The organism is Pseudomonas sp. SST3 (assembly GCF_003325755.1).
The window spans coordinates 1-19,041 of sequence record NZ_QORI02000030.1 but is presented as its reverse complement, the minus strand read 5'-3'; the positions used below and the strand labels follow the sequence as shown (position 1 = coordinate 19,041).

Annotated in this window: 14 protein-coding genes and 1 pseudogene; 12 read left to right on the top strand and 3 right to left on the bottom strand. The window is 61.8% G+C overall.

The genetic code is table 11. From position 1 onward, the window contains the following. Positions 1–79 precede the first annotated feature (79 nt). Entirely contained in the window at positions 80–580 is a 501-nt protein-coding gene (locus DQ405_RS20945; RefSeq protein ID WP_168425965.1) for a CinA family protein, read from the bottom strand. 299 nt (positions 581–879) lie between these two features. Between DQ405_RS20945 and glgA the strand changes: the two genes are divergently transcribed. The 7 genes and pseudogenes from glgA to DQ405_RS20910 all read left to right on the top strand — a co-directional run bounded on the left by glgA (position 880) and on the right by DQ405_RS20910 (position 12,839). Further along, positions 880–2,430, top strand: a complete 1,551-nt coding sequence (gene glgA, locus DQ405_RS20940) for a glycogen synthase GlgA (protein ID WP_168425964.1) — start codon at positions 880–882, stop codon at positions 2,428–2,430. A 12-nt stretch (positions 2,431–2,442) separates the two neighbouring features. Continuing rightward, a pseudogene (treZ, locus tag DQ405_RS20935) lies at positions 2,443–4,220 on the top strand (malto-oligosyltrehalose trehalohydrolase). After that, positions 4,213–6,291 (top strand): 4-alpha-glucanotransferase, encoded by a 2,079-nt coding sequence (gene malQ / locus DQ405_RS20930; RefSeq protein ID WP_168425963.1) that lies wholly within the window; start codon positions 4,213–4,215, stop codon positions 6,289–6,291. The pseudogene treZ and the gene malQ overlap by 8 nt, the downstream one beginning before the upstream one ends. Further along, on the top strand, positions 6,288–9,101 hold the full coding sequence (locus tag DQ405_RS20925; RefSeq protein WP_168425962.1) for a malto-oligosyltrehalose synthase: 2,814 nt from the start codon (positions 6,288–6,290) through the stop codon (positions 9,099–9,101). Before malQ ends, DQ405_RS20925 begins: the two co-directional genes overlap by 4 nt. Next, positions 9,098–9,472 (top strand): DUF2934 domain-containing protein, encoded by a 375-nt coding sequence (locus tag DQ405_RS20920; RefSeq protein WP_168425961.1) that lies wholly within the window; start codon positions 9,098–9,100, stop codon positions 9,470–9,472. The genes DQ405_RS20925 and DQ405_RS20920 overlap by 4 nt, the downstream gene beginning before the upstream one ends. Positions 9,473–9,571: 99 nt before the next feature. Beyond that, complete coding sequence (gene glgX / locus DQ405_RS20915; protein WP_168425960.1) at positions 9,572–11,722, top strand: glycogen debranching protein GlgX; 2,151 nt, start codon at positions 9,572–9,574, stop codon at positions 11,720–11,722. A 259-nt stretch (positions 11,723–11,981) separates the two neighbouring features. Then, positions 11,982–12,839 (top strand): M23 family metallopeptidase, encoded by an 858-nt coding sequence (locus DQ405_RS20910; protein WP_168425959.1) that lies wholly within the window; start codon positions 11,982–11,984, stop codon positions 12,837–12,839. A gap of 12 nt (positions 12,840–12,851) precedes the next feature. Here the strand turns inward: DQ405_RS20910 and DQ405_RS20905 are convergent, their stop codons facing one another. Both DQ405_RS20905 and DQ405_RS20900 read right to left on the bottom strand, forming a co-directional pair. Next, complete coding sequence (locus tag DQ405_RS20905) at positions 12,852–13,133, bottom strand: DUF2218 domain-containing protein (RefSeq protein ID WP_168425958.1); 282 nt, start codon at positions 13,131–13,133, stop codon at positions 12,852–12,854. A gap of 28 nt (positions 13,134–13,161) precedes the next feature. Further along, a complete protein-coding gene (locus tag DQ405_RS20900; RefSeq protein WP_241730095.1) occupies positions 13,162–13,989 on the bottom strand; it encodes a DODA-type extradiol aromatic ring-opening family dioxygenase in 828 nt (275 codons plus the stop codon). A gap of 103 nt (positions 13,990–14,092) precedes the next feature. On the opposite strand from DQ405_RS20900, the gene DQ405_RS20895 reads away from it, so the two are divergent. The 5 genes from DQ405_RS20895 to clsB all read left to right on the top strand — a co-directional run. Beyond that, positions 14,093–15,013 carry a LysR family transcriptional regulator gene (locus DQ405_RS20895; protein ID WP_168425957.1) on the top strand — a complete coding sequence of 307 codons (921 nt, stop codon included), beginning with the start codon at positions 14,093–14,095 and terminating at the stop codon, positions 15,011–15,013. A gap of 315 nt (positions 15,014–15,328) precedes the next feature. Then, on the top strand, positions 15,329–16,594 hold the full coding sequence (locus DQ405_RS20890; RefSeq protein ID WP_168425956.1) for a zinc-dependent alcohol dehydrogenase: 1,266 nt from the start codon (positions 15,329–15,331) through the stop codon (positions 16,592–16,594). A 15-nt stretch (positions 16,595–16,609) separates the two neighbouring features. Continuing rightward, positions 16,610–17,527, top strand: coding sequence for a DUF72 domain-containing protein (locus tag DQ405_RS20885; RefSeq protein WP_168425955.1), 918 nt, complete (start codon positions 16,610–16,612; stop codon positions 17,525–17,527). Beyond that, a complete protein-coding gene (locus DQ405_RS20880) occupies positions 17,524–18,327 on the top strand; it encodes an endonuclease/exonuclease/phosphatase family protein (protein ID WP_168425954.1) in 804 nt (267 codons plus the stop codon). The genes DQ405_RS20885 and DQ405_RS20880 overlap by 4 nt, the downstream gene beginning before the upstream one ends. Beyond that, on the top strand, positions 18,324–19,041 hold a 718-nt coding region (gene clsB / locus DQ405_RS20875; protein ID WP_168425953.1), incomplete at its 3' end, for a cardiolipin synthase ClsB. The genes DQ405_RS20880 and clsB, both read left to right, overlap by 4 nt.

The following is a 19,041-nucleotide window of genomic DNA, read 5'->3' as shown; positions in this document are numbered from 1 at the left end:
CCTGCAAATGCGGAGCTGCCATCCGGTGCATAGCGCGGCCGGCCGCTACCTTCTGGTGCGCTGCTCGGGCCGGTGTCGTTCAGTCGCGCTCATGCAGCTTGCGCAACAACTGCTCATATCGGCTCGGTAACTGCTCGAGACCATAGCGCGCGGCCTGCTTGCGGACTTCCACCCGGTCACCCTCGAACTGCACCGTCTCGCTGATGCTGACCTGGCGCTCTCCTTGCATCAGCGCAAAGGCGTAGCACTGGGTCCCGCCCGGGTCCTCCTCGCTGTCGTCAGCAACCCCAGTGTTGGCTATTGCGATGTCCGCGACGCTGGCATTCAGCGCACCGACGGCCATCTCGGTGGCAACTTCTTCGCTGGTCAGGCCGAAGGATTCGATGGTTTCGAAACTGACATGAAGCAACCGGTTCTTTGCTTTTGGCGAGTACACGACAAACCCGCTGTCCAGCACCCGACCACAACCCGGGATATCACCCAAAAGCGAAGCCATCAGGCCACAGGTGCAGGATTCGGCGGTGGTCAGCTTCATTTTCTTGTCGCTTAGAAAGCGCACGATTTCAGCGAGGTCTTGCATGATCTTGGCTCCGAAAAACAACGAAAAAACATCCGGCTCGATTCAATTTTCGGAACCGGACCTGATCTGCAAAGTTCCTGGCCATGGGCTCTTTCAACAACTGAGAACTAATTCACAGCTTGTCGGTCTTTTTTCAAGGTAGGGCCGGGTGGCTCTATTCCGCAAAACAAGCGACTCCAAATAAGAAAAATCACTCTTGCCGTGCTCATGGTTTGCGGCTTCCCGAGGGGAGCTGTTTGGAACGAACGTGCTTATAGCCGGCTTGGCGCAGATGCCGGTTATTTGGGGAAAATGTGCTTATGAGTATTGCTGCAGTGAACACCCAGCCTGTCCGCTTTAATGCAATCGAGCATCTGACGACGCCTGGCGAGCGTCCGGTATTGCAGCTTCGTAGCACCCAGGATGACAAAAAGAAAATTCTCTTCGTGACCTCGGAACTGACCGATCTGGTCAAGACAGGCGGGCTCGCCGATGTCTCGGCCGCCCTGCCCCGCGCGTTGGGTAATCTGCATGACGTACGGGTGTTGATCCCCGGTTACACGCAGGTCATGCAGTGTGGCGAGCCGATCCGCATCGTCGGCAGCGTACTCTCCCATAGTGACTTGCCACCTTGCCGAATCGGGCGTCTCGACATGCCCGATGGTTTGATCATCTATGTGCTGATCTGCCCGGAACTCTACGAGCGCGAGGGGCTGCCTTACGGCGATGAACAGGGTAACGACTGGCCGGACAATCCGGTGCGCTTCGCTCGCCTGTGCATGGCCGCAGCGGATATCGCTGCAGGCACTGCCTGCATTCGCTGGGCACCTGATCTAGTCCATGCGCATGACTGGCCAACCGGGCTGACGCCTGCGTATATGCGCTGGCGCGGATTGAGCACGCCCAGTGTCTTCACCATTCACAATTTGGCCTATCAGGGCAACATCGACATGAGCCAGCGCCGGACGCTGGGCATTCCGCAGGAAGCGTGCAGCCCGGAGCGCATGGAGTTCTATGGCGCACTGTCGTTGCTCAAGGCCGGCATCGCCTACGCCAACCATGTCACCACCGTCAGCGCGACCTACGCGCGGGAGATCACCACGCCCGAGTTTGGTTGCGGCATGGAAGGATTTCTCGCAATGAAGGCGCGTCAGGGGTTACTGAGCGGGTTGCTGAACGGAATTGACGAGAGCTGGGAGCCGCAGCAGTGCTCGCATCTCATCAGCAAGTTCGGCCCTCGGGAATGGGCCGGCAAGCAGGCCAACGCGACCCATGTACGCGATCTGTTCGACCTGGAGCACAGCGACGGCCCGCTGTTCGCCGTGGTCTCTCGATTGGCCCATCAGAAAGGCATCGACCTGACGATCGAGGTGGCTGAAACGATTGTCGCGCACGGTGGCCAACTGGCGATCCTCGGGCGGGGCGATTCGCATATCGAAGACCAAGTGCGGCGGCTGACTGAACGCTTCCCCGGCCGAGTCGGCGCGCATATCGGCTTCAACGAAACCGATGCCCGGCGGTTGTTCGCCGGCAGCGACTTTCTCCTCATGCCATCCCGCTACGAGCCCTGCGGCTTGAGCCAGATGTACGCCCAGCGTTTCGCGTCGCTGCCCATCGCCCACCGTACGGGAGGTCTTGCCGACAGCATCGACGACGGCGTGACCGGCTTCCTGTTTGACGAAGCGACTGCGCAGAGCTACCGCCGAGCCGTGGAGCGCGCATTGGCCGTGCATCAGACGCCGCACCTGCTCAGCGCGATGCGCTGTCGCGCGATGAGCAGCGGATTTTTCTGGCGCCACGCGATCGAACCCTACAACCGGCTGTATCGACGGCTCGTGGGGGCGCGACGCGAGGCCCATGCCATCTTTTAACGAGGTCAATCAATGCACAAGTGGCCTGCCCGCAATGGGCAACACGGACCGGTGCTACTCGATGGTTCGCGCACCCGGTTCAGGCTCTGGGCACCCGACGCGAAAAGCGTCAGCCTGGTGATAATCGGCGGCGAGACGCTGCCCATGCTGGAAGACGAAGACGGCTGGTACTGCATCGAGGCGGACGCCAGCGCTGGCACGCAATACAAGTTCCTGATCGACGATGAGTTAGAGGTTCCCGATCCTGCGTCCAGAGCGCAGTCTGTCGATGTACACGACGCCAGCGTGCTGGTCGATCCGGACGCTTATCAATGGCATAACGGCGATTGGCCGGGGCGCCCATGGCACGAAACCGTGCTCTACGAGCTGCACGTGGGCACTTATGGTGGTTACGCACAGATCGAACAGCGCCTCCAGGCATTGGCCGAGCTCGGCGTCACGGCAATCGAGTTGATGCGCTCGCGGAATTTCCTGGGGACCGTAACTGGGGTTATGACGGCGTACTTTTGTACGCGCCCGAGGCCTCCTACGGCACGCCCGAGCAACTCAAGCACCTGATCGACACGGCCCATGGCCTGGGCCTGATGGTATTCATCGATGTGGTCTACAACCACTTCGGCCCGGATGGCAATTATCTGCATCGATATGCCAAGCATTTCTTCCGCCACGACCAGCAGACGCCCTGGGGCGACGCCATTGATTTCCGCCGCCGCGAAGTGCGCGATTTCTTCATCGATAACGCGCTGATGTGGCTGATGGAATACCGTTTCGATGGCCTGCGCATGGACGCGGTCCATGCCATCCCGGATCGTACCTTTCTCACCGAACTGGCCGAGCGGGTCCACGCCGAAGCCGAGCCCGGCCGCCATGTGCATCTGGTGCTGGAGAACGAAGACAACCGCTCCAGACTGCTGACCCAAGGTTTTACCGCGCAGTGGAATGACGATGGACATAACGTCCTGCACGCTCTGTTGACCGACGAGAGTCAGGGCTATTACGCGGACTATCATCAGGACTCGACCGACAAGCTGGTTCGCTTCCTCGGCGAAGGTTTCATCTACCAGGGCCACAAGAATCGCCGTGGCGAATCGCGAGGCGAGCCCAGTGGGCATCTGTCTCCGACTGCGTTCGTGCTGTTTCTGCAAAACCATGATCAGACCGGTAACCGCGCCTTCGGCGACCGTCTGATCAATCTCAGCGATCCCGATGCGCTGAAGGCAGCAACCACCGTTCTGCTGCTCTCACCAATGATCCCTCTGATGTTCATGGGAGAAGAATGGGGCGCCCGCGAACCCTTTCTGTTCTTTACCAGCCACCACGGCGAGCTGGCCGACGCCGTGCGTGAGGGCCGTCGGGGCGAGTTCGCCGAATTTGCGGAATTTGCCAACGAACAGACTCGCCAGCGCATCCCTGATCCCAATGCGCTGGATACGTTCGAAGCATCTAGACCCGACTTCAGCAAGAGCGACCAGCCGGAACATGCGGAGTGGCTCGCGTTGTATCGCCAGCTGCTACAGATCCGCCACAGCGAGATCATGCCCCGCCTGGAAGGGTCGCAGTTCCTCGGTGCACAGGCGTTGGGAAGCGCCGCCGCCCTCGCCCGCTGGCGCTTGGGTGACGGCACCACGCTGCGCCTGGAGTTGAACCTGAGCGATGTGGATCTCGAGGTCAGCGCTCCCGTTGCAGGAGCGCGTCTGCTGCACGCCAGTCGTAGCACCGAGACCGAATTTGGTGCAGGCACGCTACACGCGCGCTCCGCCAAGATGTATCTGGAGACTGCCGATGAGTGATGAACGACTGAACCGCCTGGCCAAGGCCGCCGGCCTATCCATCGATTGGGTGGATGCCGATGGCCGCGACCAACGGGTAAGCCCCGAAATGCTGCGTGCGGTACTCAACGGATTGGGCCTTGCTGCCGACAGCGACACCGATATCGAAAGCAGCCTGGAAAAGCTCGACGCCATCAACGGCACGTCCTGCCTACCTCCCCTGCTGACACTCGATCAGGGCAGTACGCTGGAGCTGAGCGCCTATTTCGAGCCGTCCACCCGCTACAGGCTGGATCTCGAAGATGGCGACCGTCGCGAGGGGGCGCTGGATGATCAGGGGCGCCTGGCCGCGATCGACACGCCCGGCTACCATCGCCTGGAAATCGCCGGGCAACAACTGACGCTGGCGGTTGCGCCGCATGCATGCCCCAGCGTCGAGCACGTGGCCGGTCCCAATGCCTGGGGCCTTACCGCGCAGCTATACAGCCTGCGGCGCCCCGGCGATGGCGGGCTCGGCGACACCCTGGCCCTCGAAGCATTGGTGCGCAACGCGGCGGCACATGGCGCCGATGCCCTCGGCATCAGTCCGATTCACGCGATGTTCACCGGCAACAGCGGCCAATACAGCCCCTACTCACCCTCGAGCCGGCTCTTCTACAACATTCTCCATAGCGCTCCGGAAGCGGTGCTCGGCGAAAAACCACTGCGGATCGCCATCGAGTCCTGCGGCCTGCGTGAGGAATTGCAACGCCTCGAGCAGCTGGAGCTGATCGACTGGGATGCGGTATCCACGACCCGGCAGTGCTTGCTTCGCGCGCTCTATGATGATTTCGCCACCGGCGGTAACGCACAACAGGCGGACTTCGACAGCTTTCGCGAAGCAGGCGGGGAAGCGCTGGAAAATCATTGCCGCTTCGAGGCGTTGCACGCTGCTCTGCTCAGTCCGGAAGGCTATCCGCAACACTGGCGCGACTGGCCGGAGGAGTACCGCACCCCGCAAGGCCCGGCGGTCGAACAATTTGCCCAGGAGAACGCTGACGAAGTCAGCTATTACGCGTTTTGCCAGTGGTTGATCGCGCGTGGCCTCGAGCGGGCGCAGATCGCTGCACACAGTGCCGGGATGAAGATCGGCCTGATCAGCGATCTGGCGGTAGGCGCCGACGGTGCGGGCAGCCAGGCCTGGAGCCGGCAGGATGAAGTGCTGGCTGCGCTGAGCGTCGGTGCGCCGCCGGACATCATCAATCGGCAGGGGCAAAGCTGGGGTATTTCCGCCTTTTCGCCCTGGGGGCTCAAGGCCCATGGCTACCGCGCCTTTATCGAGATGGTGCGTGCCAACCTGGCGCACGCCGGAGGCATGCGGATCGACCACGTCATGGGCTTGATGCGTCTATGGGTGATGCCCGCCGGCGCCGGCCCCATGGAGGGCGCATACCTCAACTATCCGTTCGATGACCTGCTGCGCCTGCTGTCCCTTGAAGCCTGGCGGCGCAATGCGGTGATCCTGGGTGAGGACCTCGGCACCGTACCCGACGGCCTCCGCGAAAAGCTCGCGGATCGCGGGTTGCTGGGTATGCGCGTGTTGTTTTTCGAGCGCGACCACCAGGGCAATTTCAAGCCACCGATACAATGGCCGCGAAGCGCGCTGGCCACCTCAACCACCCACGACCTGCCGACTATCAAAGGCTGGTGGCGGGAACACGATATCGACTGGCGCATCCGCGTCGGACAACACCAGGAGCATGAGCGCGCAGCCCAGCTGATGGAGCGTGAGCGCGAGCGTGCGGGCCTGCTTCGTCTGCTTCGTGAATTCACACCAGACGTCGAGGGTGACTTTAGCGACCCGGAGGTGCTGGCCGATGCCTGTGGCGCGTTCATTGGACGCACACCAGCACCGCTGGCCCTGTTTCCGGTGGAAGACGCGCTCTGTTTGCTGGAACAACCAAACTTGCCCGGCACCACCGATGCCCATCCCAATTGGCGGCGCCGCTACCCCGGTGACAGCGCCACGCTGCTGGACAATCCCGCCTGCACGCGCCGCCTGAAAATTCTTGCCGAAGCCCGCAAGCAGAACACTGGAAGCAACCTTCGATGAAAGACCTTAGCGCCACCCTGCGATTGCAGTTTCATCGTGATTTCACCCTCGACGACGCGACGGCGCTGGTCGATTACTTCGCCGACCTGGGCATCAGCCACCTCTACGCGTCACCCTTGCTGATGGCGCGCCCTGGCTCGATGCATGGTTATGACGTCATCGACCCGACACGTATCAATCCCGAGCTGGGCGGCGAGCCCGCCCTACGCCGCCTGGTCGAGGCGCTGCGCAGCAAAGGGATGGGATTGATCCTGGATATCGTCTCCAACCATATGGCCGTTGGCGGGTCGGGCAATCCCTGGTGGCTCGACGTGCTCGAATGGGGCCGCCGCAGCCCATACGCACAATTCTTCGATATTCAATGGAATTCGCCCGACCCGTTGCTCGAAGGTCAGCTACTGGTTCCGTTCCTGGGCAATGACTATGGTGAGGCGCTGCAGGAGGGCAACATCCCCCTGCGCCTGGATGCGGAAAACGGCGCCTTCTATGCCGAACACTACGAACATCGCTTCCCCATCACCCCGCCCAGCTACGGCGAGATCCTGCGCCTGACCGATAACCCGGAACTGCGCACGTTGGCGCAGCATTTCGATGCGCTGAAGACTGAGCCGGCCGCTTACCTAACTGCCCGTCAACTGCGCGCCGATCTGGCCAGGTTGCTTGAGGACAGCGCGACCCGGCAGGCGCTGGAAGACGCGCTCAAGCACTACGATGCTACTACCGAGGCAGGTTTCAAGCGCCTTCATGGCTTGCTTGAACGGCAGAACTACCGCCTCGCCAGCTGGCGTACCGCCGGCGACGACATCAACTGGCGGCGCTTTTTCGATATCAACGAGCTGGGTGGTCTGCGCGTCGAGCGGCCAGTGGTGTTCGAAGAAACCCACGCGAAGATTTTCGAGCTGATCAGCGAAGGGTTGATCGACGGTCTGCGCATCGACCACATCGACGGGCTGGCCAACCCGCGCGGCTACTGCCGGCGACTGCGGCGGCGAGTCGACCGCCTCAATGCCGCCCGCCCTGCCGAAGCCGCGCAGGCGCACGTGCCGATCTACGTTGAGAAAATCCTTGCCGAGGGCGAGCGCCTGCATGACGACTGGGGTGTGGACGGCACCACCGGCTACGAATTCATGAATCAGGTATCGCTGCTGCAGCACGATCCCGCTGGCAAGGCAGTGCTCTGCTCGCTCTGGAGTGAAACTGCCGAGCGCCCGGAAGATTTCATGGAAGAAGTGCGCCAGGCGCGCCAGCTTGTGCTGACCGGCCCGCTGGCAGGCGACTTCGAGACCGTCGCCCAAGCCCTCCTGCAAGTGGCACGCTACGACGTGATGACCCGCGACATCACTCTCGGTGCCATTCGCCGGGCGCTGCTGGAGCTGATCGTCCACTTCCCGGTGTACCGCACCTATATCGGAGCGCGTGGCCGGCGCGAGGCCGACGAGCCATTTTTTCAGCAGGCGCTGGCAGGCGCGCGCACCACGCTTGGCGAGGCGGACTGGCCTTTGCTGGATTTGCTCGACCGCTGGCTCGGTGGTGAAAGCCTGCGCTCGCTGCCGCCAGGGCCGGCACGGCGTATTCGTCGTTATGCCTGCACCCGCTTTCAGCAGCTCACCTCACCGGCGGCCGCCAAGGCTGTTGAAGACACGGCCTGCTATCGCTCCGGCGCCTTGCTATCACGCAACGACGTCGGGTTCGACCCACAGACATTCAGTGCACCGGTGGAGGCGTTTCATGACGCATGCCTGGAGCGCGCGGAGCACTTCCCGCGGAACCTGTTGACCACCGCGACTCATGACCACAAGCGTGGCGAAGACACCCGCGCTCGGATGACGGTGATCAGCGAGCGTGCCGACTGGTTTGCTGCCAAGGTTCGCCATTGGCGCCAGCTCGCCTATGGGCAGCGTCAGGAACTTGCCGACGGGCCGGCTCCATCGCCGGGTGACGAAATGCTGCTGTTTCAGATACTGATCAGCAGCTGGCCGTTGGACCTCACCGTCGATGATCAACCCGCGCTCGAAGGCTTCTGCGAGCGGATCATGAAGTGGCAGGAAAAGGCAGTGCGCGAAGCCAAGCTTCGCAGCACCTGGACCGACCCCAACGGTGAATACGAAGGTGCCTGCCAGCAATATCTGCGTGCCCTGCTGCTCGGTAAAGACTGCAGAGCACTGCGCACCGATATCGCCGAGGCGGCGGCCGAGCTGGCACCGGCGGGCGCGGTGAACAGCCTGACCCAGACCCTGCTGCGCATGACCACGCCCGGCGTACCGGACCTGTACCAGGGCGCCGACTACTGGGATTTCAGCCTGGTCGACCCGGATAACCGGCGCCCGGTGGATTTCGACAAACGCCGCGCCACCTTCGATCCGCAGGCACAACCCGCCGAGTTGCTGACGAATTGGCAGGACGGCCGAATCAAACAATGGTTGATCGCTCGGACCCTCAGGCTGCGTCGGGCTCAGCCGCGGCTGTTCACCGAGGGACGTTATCTGCCGTTGAAGGTCGAGGGCGAGCATGCCGATCAGCTCATCGCCTTCGCCCGCGAGCTGGACGGCGCATGGGTCATCGTGATTGCCGCGCGGCTCGCCAGCGGCCTGCTCGCCGACAGTCATACGCCGCAAATACCGGCCCAGCGCTGGGGTGATACCCGGGTGCGATTACCCGATGCGCTGAGCGGTCGTGAAATGGAGCGACTTTTCGACGGAATGACAGTCACACCCAAACAAGACGATTTGCCAGCGGCCGAGGTCCTACAGCAGCTGTCAGTGGCGGTTCTACAGGTATCAATCAGTTCAACAGGAGAGTCAGAACGATGAATAAAAACGAACAGCGGATTCGTGAACTCGCGTACGACATTTGGGTTTCGGAGGGGCGCCCGGACGGTGAGAGCGAGCGGCATTGGGAAATGGCCAGCAAGCTCGCCGAGGCGGAAAGCGGCAAGCCAACCGAAAAGCCTGCGAGTCGCGCGCGTAAAACCGCCACCAAGCCAACCGACGCAACCCCGGAGACAACATCTGCCAAGGCAGCGAAAGATGCCAAGAACCCAAAAGACGTCAAACCCGCTAAGGCAACCGCCGCGGCCAAAGGCACGGCGCGCCCCAAGGCCAAGGCCGGGACTGATGCCGCCGAAGGCACTCCGGCTGGCGTGAAGAAAACCCGCGCCCCTCGCGCCAAGAAAGAAACCTGAACCCCTGCGCGGTGTAGCCCGGCTGCCATAGCGTGTCGGGCGAACACGGCGTCCAGTTCGCCTCGCACAGCATTGGTCACGAGTGCCATCGGAGATTTCATGAGTAGAAAAAAGCCTGCGGCGCCTCAGATACTGATCCCTTCGCGTATTCGTGAGGGGCTGCCCTTCCCGCTTGGCGCCACCTGGGATGGGCTGGGAGTCAATTTCGCGATCTTCTCCGCGAACGCCACGAAGGTTGAGCTTTGCCTGTTCGACACCGATGGCGAAACCGAACTGGAGCGTATCGAACTGCCCGAATACAGCGATGAGATCTGGCATGGCTATCTACCCGACGCCCACCCGGGGCAGATCTATGGCTATCGCGTGTATGGGCCTTACGAGCCCGACGCCGGCCATCGCTTCAACCCCAACAAGCTGCTGATCGACCCTTACGCCAAGCAACTGGTGGGCGACCTGAAATGGTCCGAGGCCCTGTTCGGCTACACCATTGGTCATGCCGACGCCGACCTCAGCTACGATGAGCGCGACAGCGCGCCCTTCGTACCGAAGTCCAAGATCATCGACCCGGCTTTCACCTGGGGCCATGATCGCCCCGTGCAGGTACCTTGGGATCGCACCATCATCTACGAAACCCACGTGCGCGGTTTTACTATGCAGCATCCTTCGGTGCCCGAGGATATGCGCGGTACCTTCGGCGGCTTCAAGACGCCGGACGTGATTGATTACGTGCGCAAACTCGGCGTCTCGTCGATCGAGTTCCTGCCGATTCATGCCTTCGTCCAAGACCAGCATCTGCTGGAAAAAGGCATGAGCAACTACTGGGGTTACAACAGCATCGCCTTCTTCGCCCCGCACCCTAAATACCTGGCCAGCGGCAAGATCAGCGAGTTCAAGGAAATGGTCGCGCACCTGCACAACGCCGACCTCGAGGTGATTCTCGATGTGGTCTACAACCACACCGCAGAAGGCAATGAACTGGGCCCGACCCTGTCCATGCGCGGTATCGATAACGCCTCGTACTACCGGCTCATGCCCGACGAAAAGCGTTATTACATCAACGACTCCGGTACCGGCAACACGCTGGACATGAGCCATCCATGCGTGGTGCAGATGGTTACCGATTCATTGCGCTATTGGGCGCAAGAGATGCACGTCGATGGCTTCCGTTTCGACCTGGCGACTATTCTCGGACGGCAGCACGACGGCTATGACGAGCGCCACGGTTTCCTTGTCGCCTGCCGTCAGGACCCGGTACTGGCCAAAACCAAGCTGATCGCCGAACCCTGGGACTGTGGTCCGGGCGGCTACCAGGTCGGCGGCTTCCCACCTGGCTGGGCGGAGTGGAACGATCAGTTCCGCGACACCGTTCGCTCGTTCTGGCGCGGCGACGACGGACAGTTGGCCGATTTCGCCAGCCGGCTCACCGGTTCCGGTGATCTGTTCAATCAGCGCGGCCGTCGGCCCTTCAGCTCGGTCAACTTCGTCACCGCCCATGACGGATTCACGCTCAAGGACTTGGTTTCCTACAACGAGAAGCACAACGAAGATAACGATGAGGACAACCGCGACGGCAGCGACAACAACATCTCCTGGAACCACGGTGTAGAAGGCCCCACGGATGATCCAGAGATCAATGAGCTGCGCTTCCGCCAGATGCGCAACTTCTTCGCCACGCTGCTGTTCTCCCAAGGCACGCCGATGCTCGTTGCAGGCGACGAGTTCGCTCGTACCCAGCACGGCAACAACAATGCTTACTGCCAGGACAGCGAAATAGGCTGGGTCAACTGGGATATCCCCGAGGACAGCCGCTCGCTGCAGGCCTTCGTGCGCAAGCTGATTCGCCTGCGTCAGCGCTATCCGATGCTGCGCCGTGGGCGATTCCTCGTCGGCGCCTACAACGAGGAATTGGGCGTCAAGGACGTCACTTGGCTGGCCCCGCACGCCGAAGAGATGACGGTCGAGCATTGGGAGGACGGCCATAACCGCTGCATGGGCATGCTCCTCGATGGCCGCGCCCAACCGACGGGTATTCGCCGCGCAGGCTCGGATGCGACGCTGCTGATCATCGTCAACTCTCATCACGACATCGTGAACTTCACCTTGCCGGAAGTGCCGCAGGGCATCTATTGGAACCGCCTGATCGATACCAACAACCCCAACGCTCGGCTAGAGCGCTTCGAATTCAGCGATGAGTACGCGCTGACCGGGCGATCATTGTTGTTGTTCGAGCTGATCAAGGAAGAGGAATAGCACCACGCGCGATCAACGCTTCGTCGCTCGCGATGTCAGGGCCCCGATTTCGGGGCCCTGTTGTCTCTGCAGTGGAAATTCGCGGCGCATCCGGGGGGTATGACTACCGGACTCTCAATCGTTCGTTGGATATCGACGTGCGGTAGTGAACCCCATTACAGACCTTTAGTCCCAACCCCTGCGCGGCACTCACGAAACCTACGGATTTGTTCCTGCCAGCCGCCTGCAGGTTGTCCCATCCGTGACGGATCACACGCTTATGGCTTCGACTCGGCTGATCATTTCGCTTGCTCTGCTGATCTTCTGTTCCGCTCCCGCCCTGCCCGTTCTGGCTGGCGGCGCCATCACCAATGCGACGCTTCCGGCGGGCAAACCTGGCAACGTCCGGCTGTTCGTCAACCGCGTCGGCTCCGGCAAGGCCATGGACGTGAGCAACGAAACCGACGTACCGGTTGAAGTGGTTCTGCGCCTGACGCGAATGGTCAATGTCGCTGGCGTCGGCAAAGGTGTGGTACGCAAGACCGTGCCTGCGCGCACCCGCATGCGCATTGCGACGTTGCGCAAGCGCAAGTCCGGCTACCCTCTGATGTATCAGCAGTCGTTCAGCTATTCCCTGATCTATTCACCGGAGCCGGGCAAGAAAGGCTCGGTTGGCGGTTACGCTTACGCGCTGCCTTGGAAAGGTGGCCCATTCCGTATTTCCCAGGGTGCCGGTGGCGATTTCAGCCACAACTCGCCCAAAGGCCGCTACGCCGTGGATGTGGCCATGCCGGTGGGTACGCCCATCGTTGCGGCACGGGCAGGCACGGTACTGAAAGTGCGCAATGGTCAGGGCGGTCGCCTGCCTGATCCGGCTGGCAACTACGTGCGGATACTCCATGATGACGGCACGCACAGCGCTTACTTGCACCTCAAGCGCGGCTCGGTGCAAGTCAAGGCCGGCCAGCAAGTCCGGGCCGGCACGCTGCTCGGTCAATCCGGCAACACCGGACGCAGCACCGGTCCGCATCTGCATTTTGTGGTGCAGAAATCCTATGGCGATGCGATGGTGTCGATCCCCTTCCGCTTCTCCAGGCCGGTCAACGCCCTGCCGAACTTCGCTCGCAACGACCCTTGAGCTCCGAAACGATCAGCGCTTCCAGGCGAAATTGAAGGTTTCGTCCGCGGACATGCGCTGCAGGTGGTCGGCCACCACGGTTTCCATTTGAGCCAACTGTGCTTCATCTTCGGTTTGCACCTGCGCGGTCAGGCTCCCGTCACCTGCGGTCAGCAGGCATTGGGCGTCGCCGAACGCAATATGGCCTTGTTGATCGTCGAAGCTGACCTCGAACTTGTGACCCCAGTGCTTGCAAAGTCTGCGGATCAGGCGACTTGGGTTGGACGTTTCGATCTGTACGGTGGAACTGTGCATGTTGATTTCCTGATTAAGGGCCGATCGCTCAGCCAAACTGGTAGGCCGACAAAGTCGTTTGCATGACCCGGTCGGAGAATATCTTGCGGCCCGAGCTGTTCGCTCCGGCGCCTGCTGCCACCATGAGCGGCAGCAGGTGCTCTTCGCCGCGAGGCGGATGACACAGACGCGCCGATGGCGCCTCGGTCCATTGCTGCAGCAACGCGTCGCGCTGGGCTGGCGCGGCGCTGACGGTTTCGCTCAACCAATGATCGAACGCGTCCGAAATCGGCGCAAAACGCGGGTCGCCATAGCCTTGCATGTTGTGAAAGCTCATGCCGCTGCCAACAATCAGCACGCCCTCGTCGCGCAACGGCGCGATGGCATGACCGATATCGATATGGGCCTGGGCATTCAGGTCGCTGCGCAACGACAACTGCACGACGGGCACGTCCGCATCCGGAAACATCAGTTTCAGTGGAATGAAGACACCGTGGTCGTAACCGCGCTGCGGATCTTCGCCAGCAGCGATTCCGGCCTGGCCAAGCAGATCGACCAAGCGCGTCGCCAATGCAGGATCGCCCGGCGCCGGGTAGCGCAGCTCATAGGTGTGCGCTGGGAAGCCGCTGTAATCGTAGATCAGTTCAGGACTGGTGCTGGCGGTGACCATGACCTGGCGCTCCAGCCAGTGGCCGGACACCAGCACGATGGCACGCGGTCGCTGTGGCAGCGATGCGGCGATGCCTTTAAGGAAGGCGGCCATCTTGTCCCAGGCATCGACCGGATTCCACTCCATGAAGAAGCAAGGTCCGGCGCCGTGCGGTACGAACAGGGTGGGCATGCGCGTCGGTGGCGCGTCTTCGTGCTGGCGGGTCATGTCATCGTCGTCCTCGCGTGTGAGGTGACAGTATGGATTACACTTCGTTTGGCTTTAACAAGGCAAAACACTTCAACAGTTCCAACTGAGAGTAGGAACCGAGATGCTCGACCGAATCACGGGGATGCGCGTGTTCACCCGTGCCGCCAGCGCCGGAAGCCTGTCCGCCGCAGCGCGGCATCTGGGCCTCTCGCCCGCAATGGCGACCAAGCACGTCGACGCGTTGGAAGCCCGGCTCGGCGTCAAGCTGTTCCATCGCAGCACTCGGCGTTTGAGCCTGACAGCGGCCGGCAGCAGCTATCTCGAGGCCTGCCTGCGCATCTTGCCGGAAATCGATGAGGCCGAAGCCAGTGTCGCCTCACAGCGAGTCGACGCTTCCGGGCTGCTGCGCATGAACGTGCCCCTATCATTCGGTACTCGTTTCATCGCCCCGCTGTTGCCAGAGTTCAGCCGGCGCCACCCCGCGGTAAAGGTGGAACTGGGGCTTACCGATAGCCAGGTCGATCTGATCGAAGGGAGCTGGGACATGGCCGTGCGGATCGGCCGCCTCAACGACAGTCCATTACAGGCACGGCGCCTGGCGGACTGCCCGATGCGGGTATGCGCCTCGCCCGGATATCTCGCTCGGTATGGCGTGCCGCGGCGGGTGAGCGACCTGTCCCGGCACAACTGCCTGGGTTATAGCCTGTCGTCCACACTCGGTGGCCGTGAATGGGCATTCGGCACCGCTGCGGAAATCCGCGTGCCGATCCAGGGCAATCTAGTCGCCAATAACGGTGCGGCGCTGGTGGCCGCCGCCGTCGGCGATCAGGGCCTGATCTATCAACCCCTGTTCATCGTCGCTTCCGCCCTGAGCCGTGGCGAGCTGGTGGTGGTGGAGCTGGATCAGCCTACGCTGGGGCTCGGTGGCATCCATGTGGTTTACCCGCCGGATCGTCGCCCCCCGGCCAAGGTGCGGGCGATGATCGATTACCTCGTCGAAGCCTTCTCAGGCAAGTTGCCCTGGATGGCAGCGGACGCCTGATTCCCTGCCAGTCGCTTCCGGGATTCGCAGCAAATCGCACGCCTGGTCGCCTCGCTACCTTCGCAAAGCGCCTCTGAAGCAGGCGCCTACGCGTAGCCGACCGAAAAAAAGATGAACCGCGCAAGCCATGGCCAGTCGGAATGAAGGTGCACTTGCTCGGCGCAATGTGCTGCTGGATGGCCCGCCGGCAAAGGCCGGCCGCCCTTCCGAAGGAACGCCGACCGGCTCTCGATGAGCCGACCGACTCGCAGGACGTCACCAACCATTCATACCGTTCGAGCCCAGCCGGCTTGAGCGGTGCGTTACGGAGTAGCCATGAAAGCTGTTGTTTATCACGGTGTCGGCGATATCCGCCTCGAGGACGTAGCCGAACCACGCATCGAGGCGCCGACCGACGCCATCGTTCGCATCACTGCCTCGGCCATCTGCGGAACCGACCTGCACTTTGTGCGCGGAACCTTCAGCGGGATGAAGCCCGGCACCATCCTGGGCCACGAAGCGGTCGGCATCGTGGAAGAGCTTGGCGGCGACGTTCGTAACCTGCAGATCGGCGATCGGGTGGTGATTCCTTCGACCATCGCCTGTGGCAACTGCTCCTATTGTCGTTCCGGCTATTTTGCTCAATGCGACGTGGCCAATCCCAACGGCAAGGAAGCAGGCACGGCGTTCTATGGTGGTCCGTCGGCGACTGGCCCGTTCCATGGCCTACAGGCGGAGAAGGCGCGTATTCCCTTTGCCAACATCGGATTGGTCAAGCTCCCGGCAGACGTCAGCGATGATCAGGCAATCCTGCTTTCGGACATCTTCCCGACCGGTTACTTCGGCGCCGAAATGGCCGAAATCCGTCCTGGCGATACGGTGGCGGTGTTCGGCTGCGGGCCGGTCGGCCAGTTCGCAATAGCCAGCGCCAAGCTCCTGGGTGCCGGACGCGTATTCGCCATAGACCAGTTCGAGGATCGCCTGCGCATGGCGCAACATCAGGGCGCGGAGATCATCGATTTCAACCGCGAGGACCCGATCGAAACGCTCAAGCGACTCACCGGCGGCATCGGGGTCGACCGCGCGATCGATGCGGTCGGCATCGACGCCGAACACGGCTGCTGTGGCGGCAAGCCAGCCGACGGCGCGCAGGCAGGCCAAGGCGCCCAATGGCAACCCGGCGACGGCCCGTCCCAGGCGCTGGAGTGGGCGGTGCAGAGTCTCGCGAAGGCCGGCACGCTGTCGATCATCGGCGTTTATCCACCGGACGCGATGACCTTCCCCATCGGCATGGCGATGAACAAGAACATCACCATGAACATGGGCAACTGCCATCACCGCAAATACATCCCCCGGCTGATCGAGATGATCCAGGCGCGGCGCATCGACCCGGCGAAAATCCTGACCCAGGTGAAGCCGATGACCGACGCCATCGCCGCCTTCGAGGCGTTCGACCGGCGTGAACGTGGCTGGATCAAGGTAGAACTGCAACCCCAGCGCAGCAGCTCGGCCGGAGTCGGATCCGAGGAGAACGTGGTCGACCAAGCAGTCGCCGACACCTTCCCGGCCAGCGATCCGACCAGCATGCAGAGCCCCAGGTAACGGCAGGAGACGGCGATGGCAGCCATCCATATCGGAATTTCAGGCTGGCGCTACGCACCCTGGCGAGGCGACTTCTATCCCAAGGGTCTTACCCAGAAGAACGAACTGAAGTTCGCCTCGCGTGCCGTAAGCAGCATCGAGATCAACGGTTCCTTCTATTCGCTCCAGCGGCCCGAGCTCTACTCCGGCTGGTACGACGAAACACCCAACGGCTTCGTCTTCAGCGTCAAGGCACCGCGCTATATCACGCATATCCTGCGCTTGCGCGATGTCGAGAAGCCCATCGCCAACTTTCTCGCCTCGGGTGTGCTCGCGCTCAAGGACAAGCTCGGCCCGATGCTCTGGCAGTTCCCGCCGTCCTTCAAGTTCGATCCTGAGCGCTTCGAGGCCTTTCTCGCCCTGCTGCCTCACGATACCGAGGCCGCGTTGGAAATGGCGAAAGGCTGCGAGGCGCGGATGGAAGGCCGCAGCTACCTGCAGATAGACCGCAAGCGCCGGCTACGGCATGCGGTGGAAATCCGCAACGAGAGCTTCGTCGACCCCGCGTTCGTCGCGCTACTACGCAAGTACAAGGTCGCGCTGGTCGTTGCTGACACCGCGGGCAAATGGCCCTACCGCGAGGACCTGACCAGCGATTTCGTCTATATCCGCCTGCACGGTGCCGAAGAGCTCTATACCAGCGGCTATAGCGACGAGGCACTGGACAACTGGTGCCAGCGGATCAGCCTCTGGAACCAGGGCCGGCAACCTGCCGATGCCCAGCTTATCTCCGCCACCGAGCCTCCGTCACACAAGGCGCGAGAGGTCTACTGCTATTTCGATAACGACGTGAAGGTCCGGGCTCCCTACGATGCGCGACAGCTGTTGCGCCGGCTCGGGCTGGAGGAAAACCTGGAGACCACTCCGGGCCACCTGGAAGGAGCACTGGCTTGAATCTGGACAAGAATCATCCGCTCGACAGCAGCGACCTGGACGCCCACATGTCGACGGCGGTCAACTCGGTCCGCCTGCTTACCGTTAACACCCACAAGGGCTTCACCGCTCTCAATCGGCGTTTCATCCTGCCTGAGCTGCGCGAGGCAGTCAGATCCGTGTCGGCCGACATCGTGTTTCTGCAGGAGGTTCTGGGCACCCATGAGAAGCACGCCCTGCGCTTTCACGACTGGCCGAAGATGTCGCAGTACGAATTTCTGGCCGACAGCATCTGGACGGATTTTGCCTATGGCCGCAACGCGGTCTACCCAGATGGCGACCATGGCAACGCGCTGTTGTCCAAATTCCCCATCACGCGCTACGAAAATCTCGACATTTCCATCGCCGGCCCCGAACGTCGCGGGCTGCTGCACAGCGTGCTGCAGGTGCCGGGACACGAAGAATTTCATGCGATCTGTGTGCACCTTGGCCTGCGCGAATCCCATCGACAGCAGCAGCTCCGCCTGCTCTGTGATCTGCTCGATTCCCTGCCGGACGGTGCACCTGTGGTCGTCGCCGGTGACTTCAACGACTGGCGGCTGAAAGGTGCTCAGGTTCTGGACCGCTGCGCCGGTATGCACGAGGTATTCGCCGTTACCCAGGGCAAGGTCGCCAAGACTTTCCCGGCACGCTGGCCGATGCTTCGCCTGGATCGAATCTATGTGCGAAATGCCACGAGTCATAAAGCGCGAATACTGGGTAACAAACCCTGGACGCACTTGTCCGATCATCTGCCCTTGGCGGTGGAGATACACCTATGAATTTTCACTGGAGAGACGGGAATCGTCTTCAGTTGCTGGAAAACGGAGAGGAGTTCTTCCCCGCCGTGTTCGAGGCCATTGCGGCCGCAGAAAAGGAAGTCCTGCTGGAAACTTTCATTTTCTTCAAGGACAAGGTTGGTCAGGAGCTTCAAGCGGCGCTGATTGCCACCGCCGAGCGCGGTGTCAGCATCGATGTGACCGTGGACGGTTATGGCTCGGCTGACCTTAACGGAGACTTTGCCGCCGCGATGTTACGGGCCGGCATACGCATCCATATGTTCGATCCCGGCAAGCGCCTGTTGGGCAAGCGGATCAACGTGTTCCGCCGCATGCATCGCAAGATCGTCGTGGTGGATGGCGAGCTCGCCTTCATCGGTGGTATCAACTTCTCTGCCGATCACCTCGGCGACTTTGGTCCGGCAGCCAAGCAGGATTACGCGTTACGGGTCGAAGGGCCCGTGGTGCACGACATTCACCGGTTTGCCCTCAGCACGATCGCGCCGGCACAGTCGAACCGCCGCTGGTGGCATCGGCGGGTACGCACGCAAAGCAATGGCTACGTCGGCGTCAGCCGGGGCGAAGCGCGTGCGCTGTTCGTCACCCGCGACAACAACGATCACCGCAACGACATCGAGCAGCACTATCTGCAGGCGATACGTGATGCACGCTCACGGCTGTTGATCGCCAATGCTTACTTCTTTCCCGGCTACCGTG

What these genes read in the sequence shown, in the direction of transcription:
- DQ405_RS20910 (WP_168425959.1), top strand. Translation starts at nt 11,982, where the DNA reads ATGGCTTCGACTCGGCTGATCATTTCGCTTGCTCTGCTGATCTTCTGT.
- glgX (WP_168425960.1), top strand. Translation starts at nt 9,572, where the DNA reads ATGAGTAGAAAAAAGCCTGCGGCGCCTCAGATACTGATCCCTTCGCGT.
- glgA (WP_168425964.1), top strand. Translation starts at nt 880, where the DNA reads ATGAGTATTGCTGCAGTGAACACCCAGCCTGTCCGCTTTAATGCAATC.
- DQ405_RS20945 (WP_168425965.1), bottom strand. Translation starts at nt 580, where the DNA reads ATGCAAGACCTCGCTGAAATCGTGCGCTTTCTAAGCGACAAGAAAATG.
- DQ405_RS20900 (WP_241730095.1), bottom strand. Translation starts at nt 13,989, where the DNA reads ATGACCCGCCAGCACGAAGACGCGCCACCGACGCGCATGCCCACCCTG.
- DQ405_RS20885 (WP_168425955.1), top strand. Translation starts at nt 16,610, where the DNA reads ATGGCAGCCATCCATATCGGAATTTCAGGCTGGCGCTACGCACCCTGG.
- DQ405_RS20925 (WP_168425962.1), top strand. Translation starts at nt 6,288, where the DNA reads ATGAAAGACCTTAGCGCCACCCTGCGATTGCAGTTTCATCGTGATTTC.
- DQ405_RS20920 (WP_168425961.1), top strand. Translation starts at nt 9,098, where the DNA reads ATGAATAAAAACGAACAGCGGATTCGTGAACTCGCGTACGACATTTGG.
- DQ405_RS20890 (WP_168425956.1), top strand. Translation starts at nt 15,329, where the DNA reads ATGAAAGCTGTTGTTTATCACGGTGTCGGCGATATCCGCCTCGAGGAC.
- DQ405_RS20895 (WP_168425957.1), top strand. Translation starts at nt 14,093, where the DNA reads ATGCTCGACCGAATCACGGGGATGCGCGTGTTCACCCGTGCCGCCAGC.
- malQ (WP_168425963.1), top strand. Translation starts at nt 4,213, where the DNA reads ATGAGTGATGAACGACTGAACCGCCTGGCCAAGGCCGCCGGCCTATCC.
- DQ405_RS20905 (WP_168425958.1), bottom strand. Translation starts at nt 13,133, where the DNA reads ATGCACAGTTCCACCGTACAGATCGAAACGTCCAACCCAAGTCGCCTG.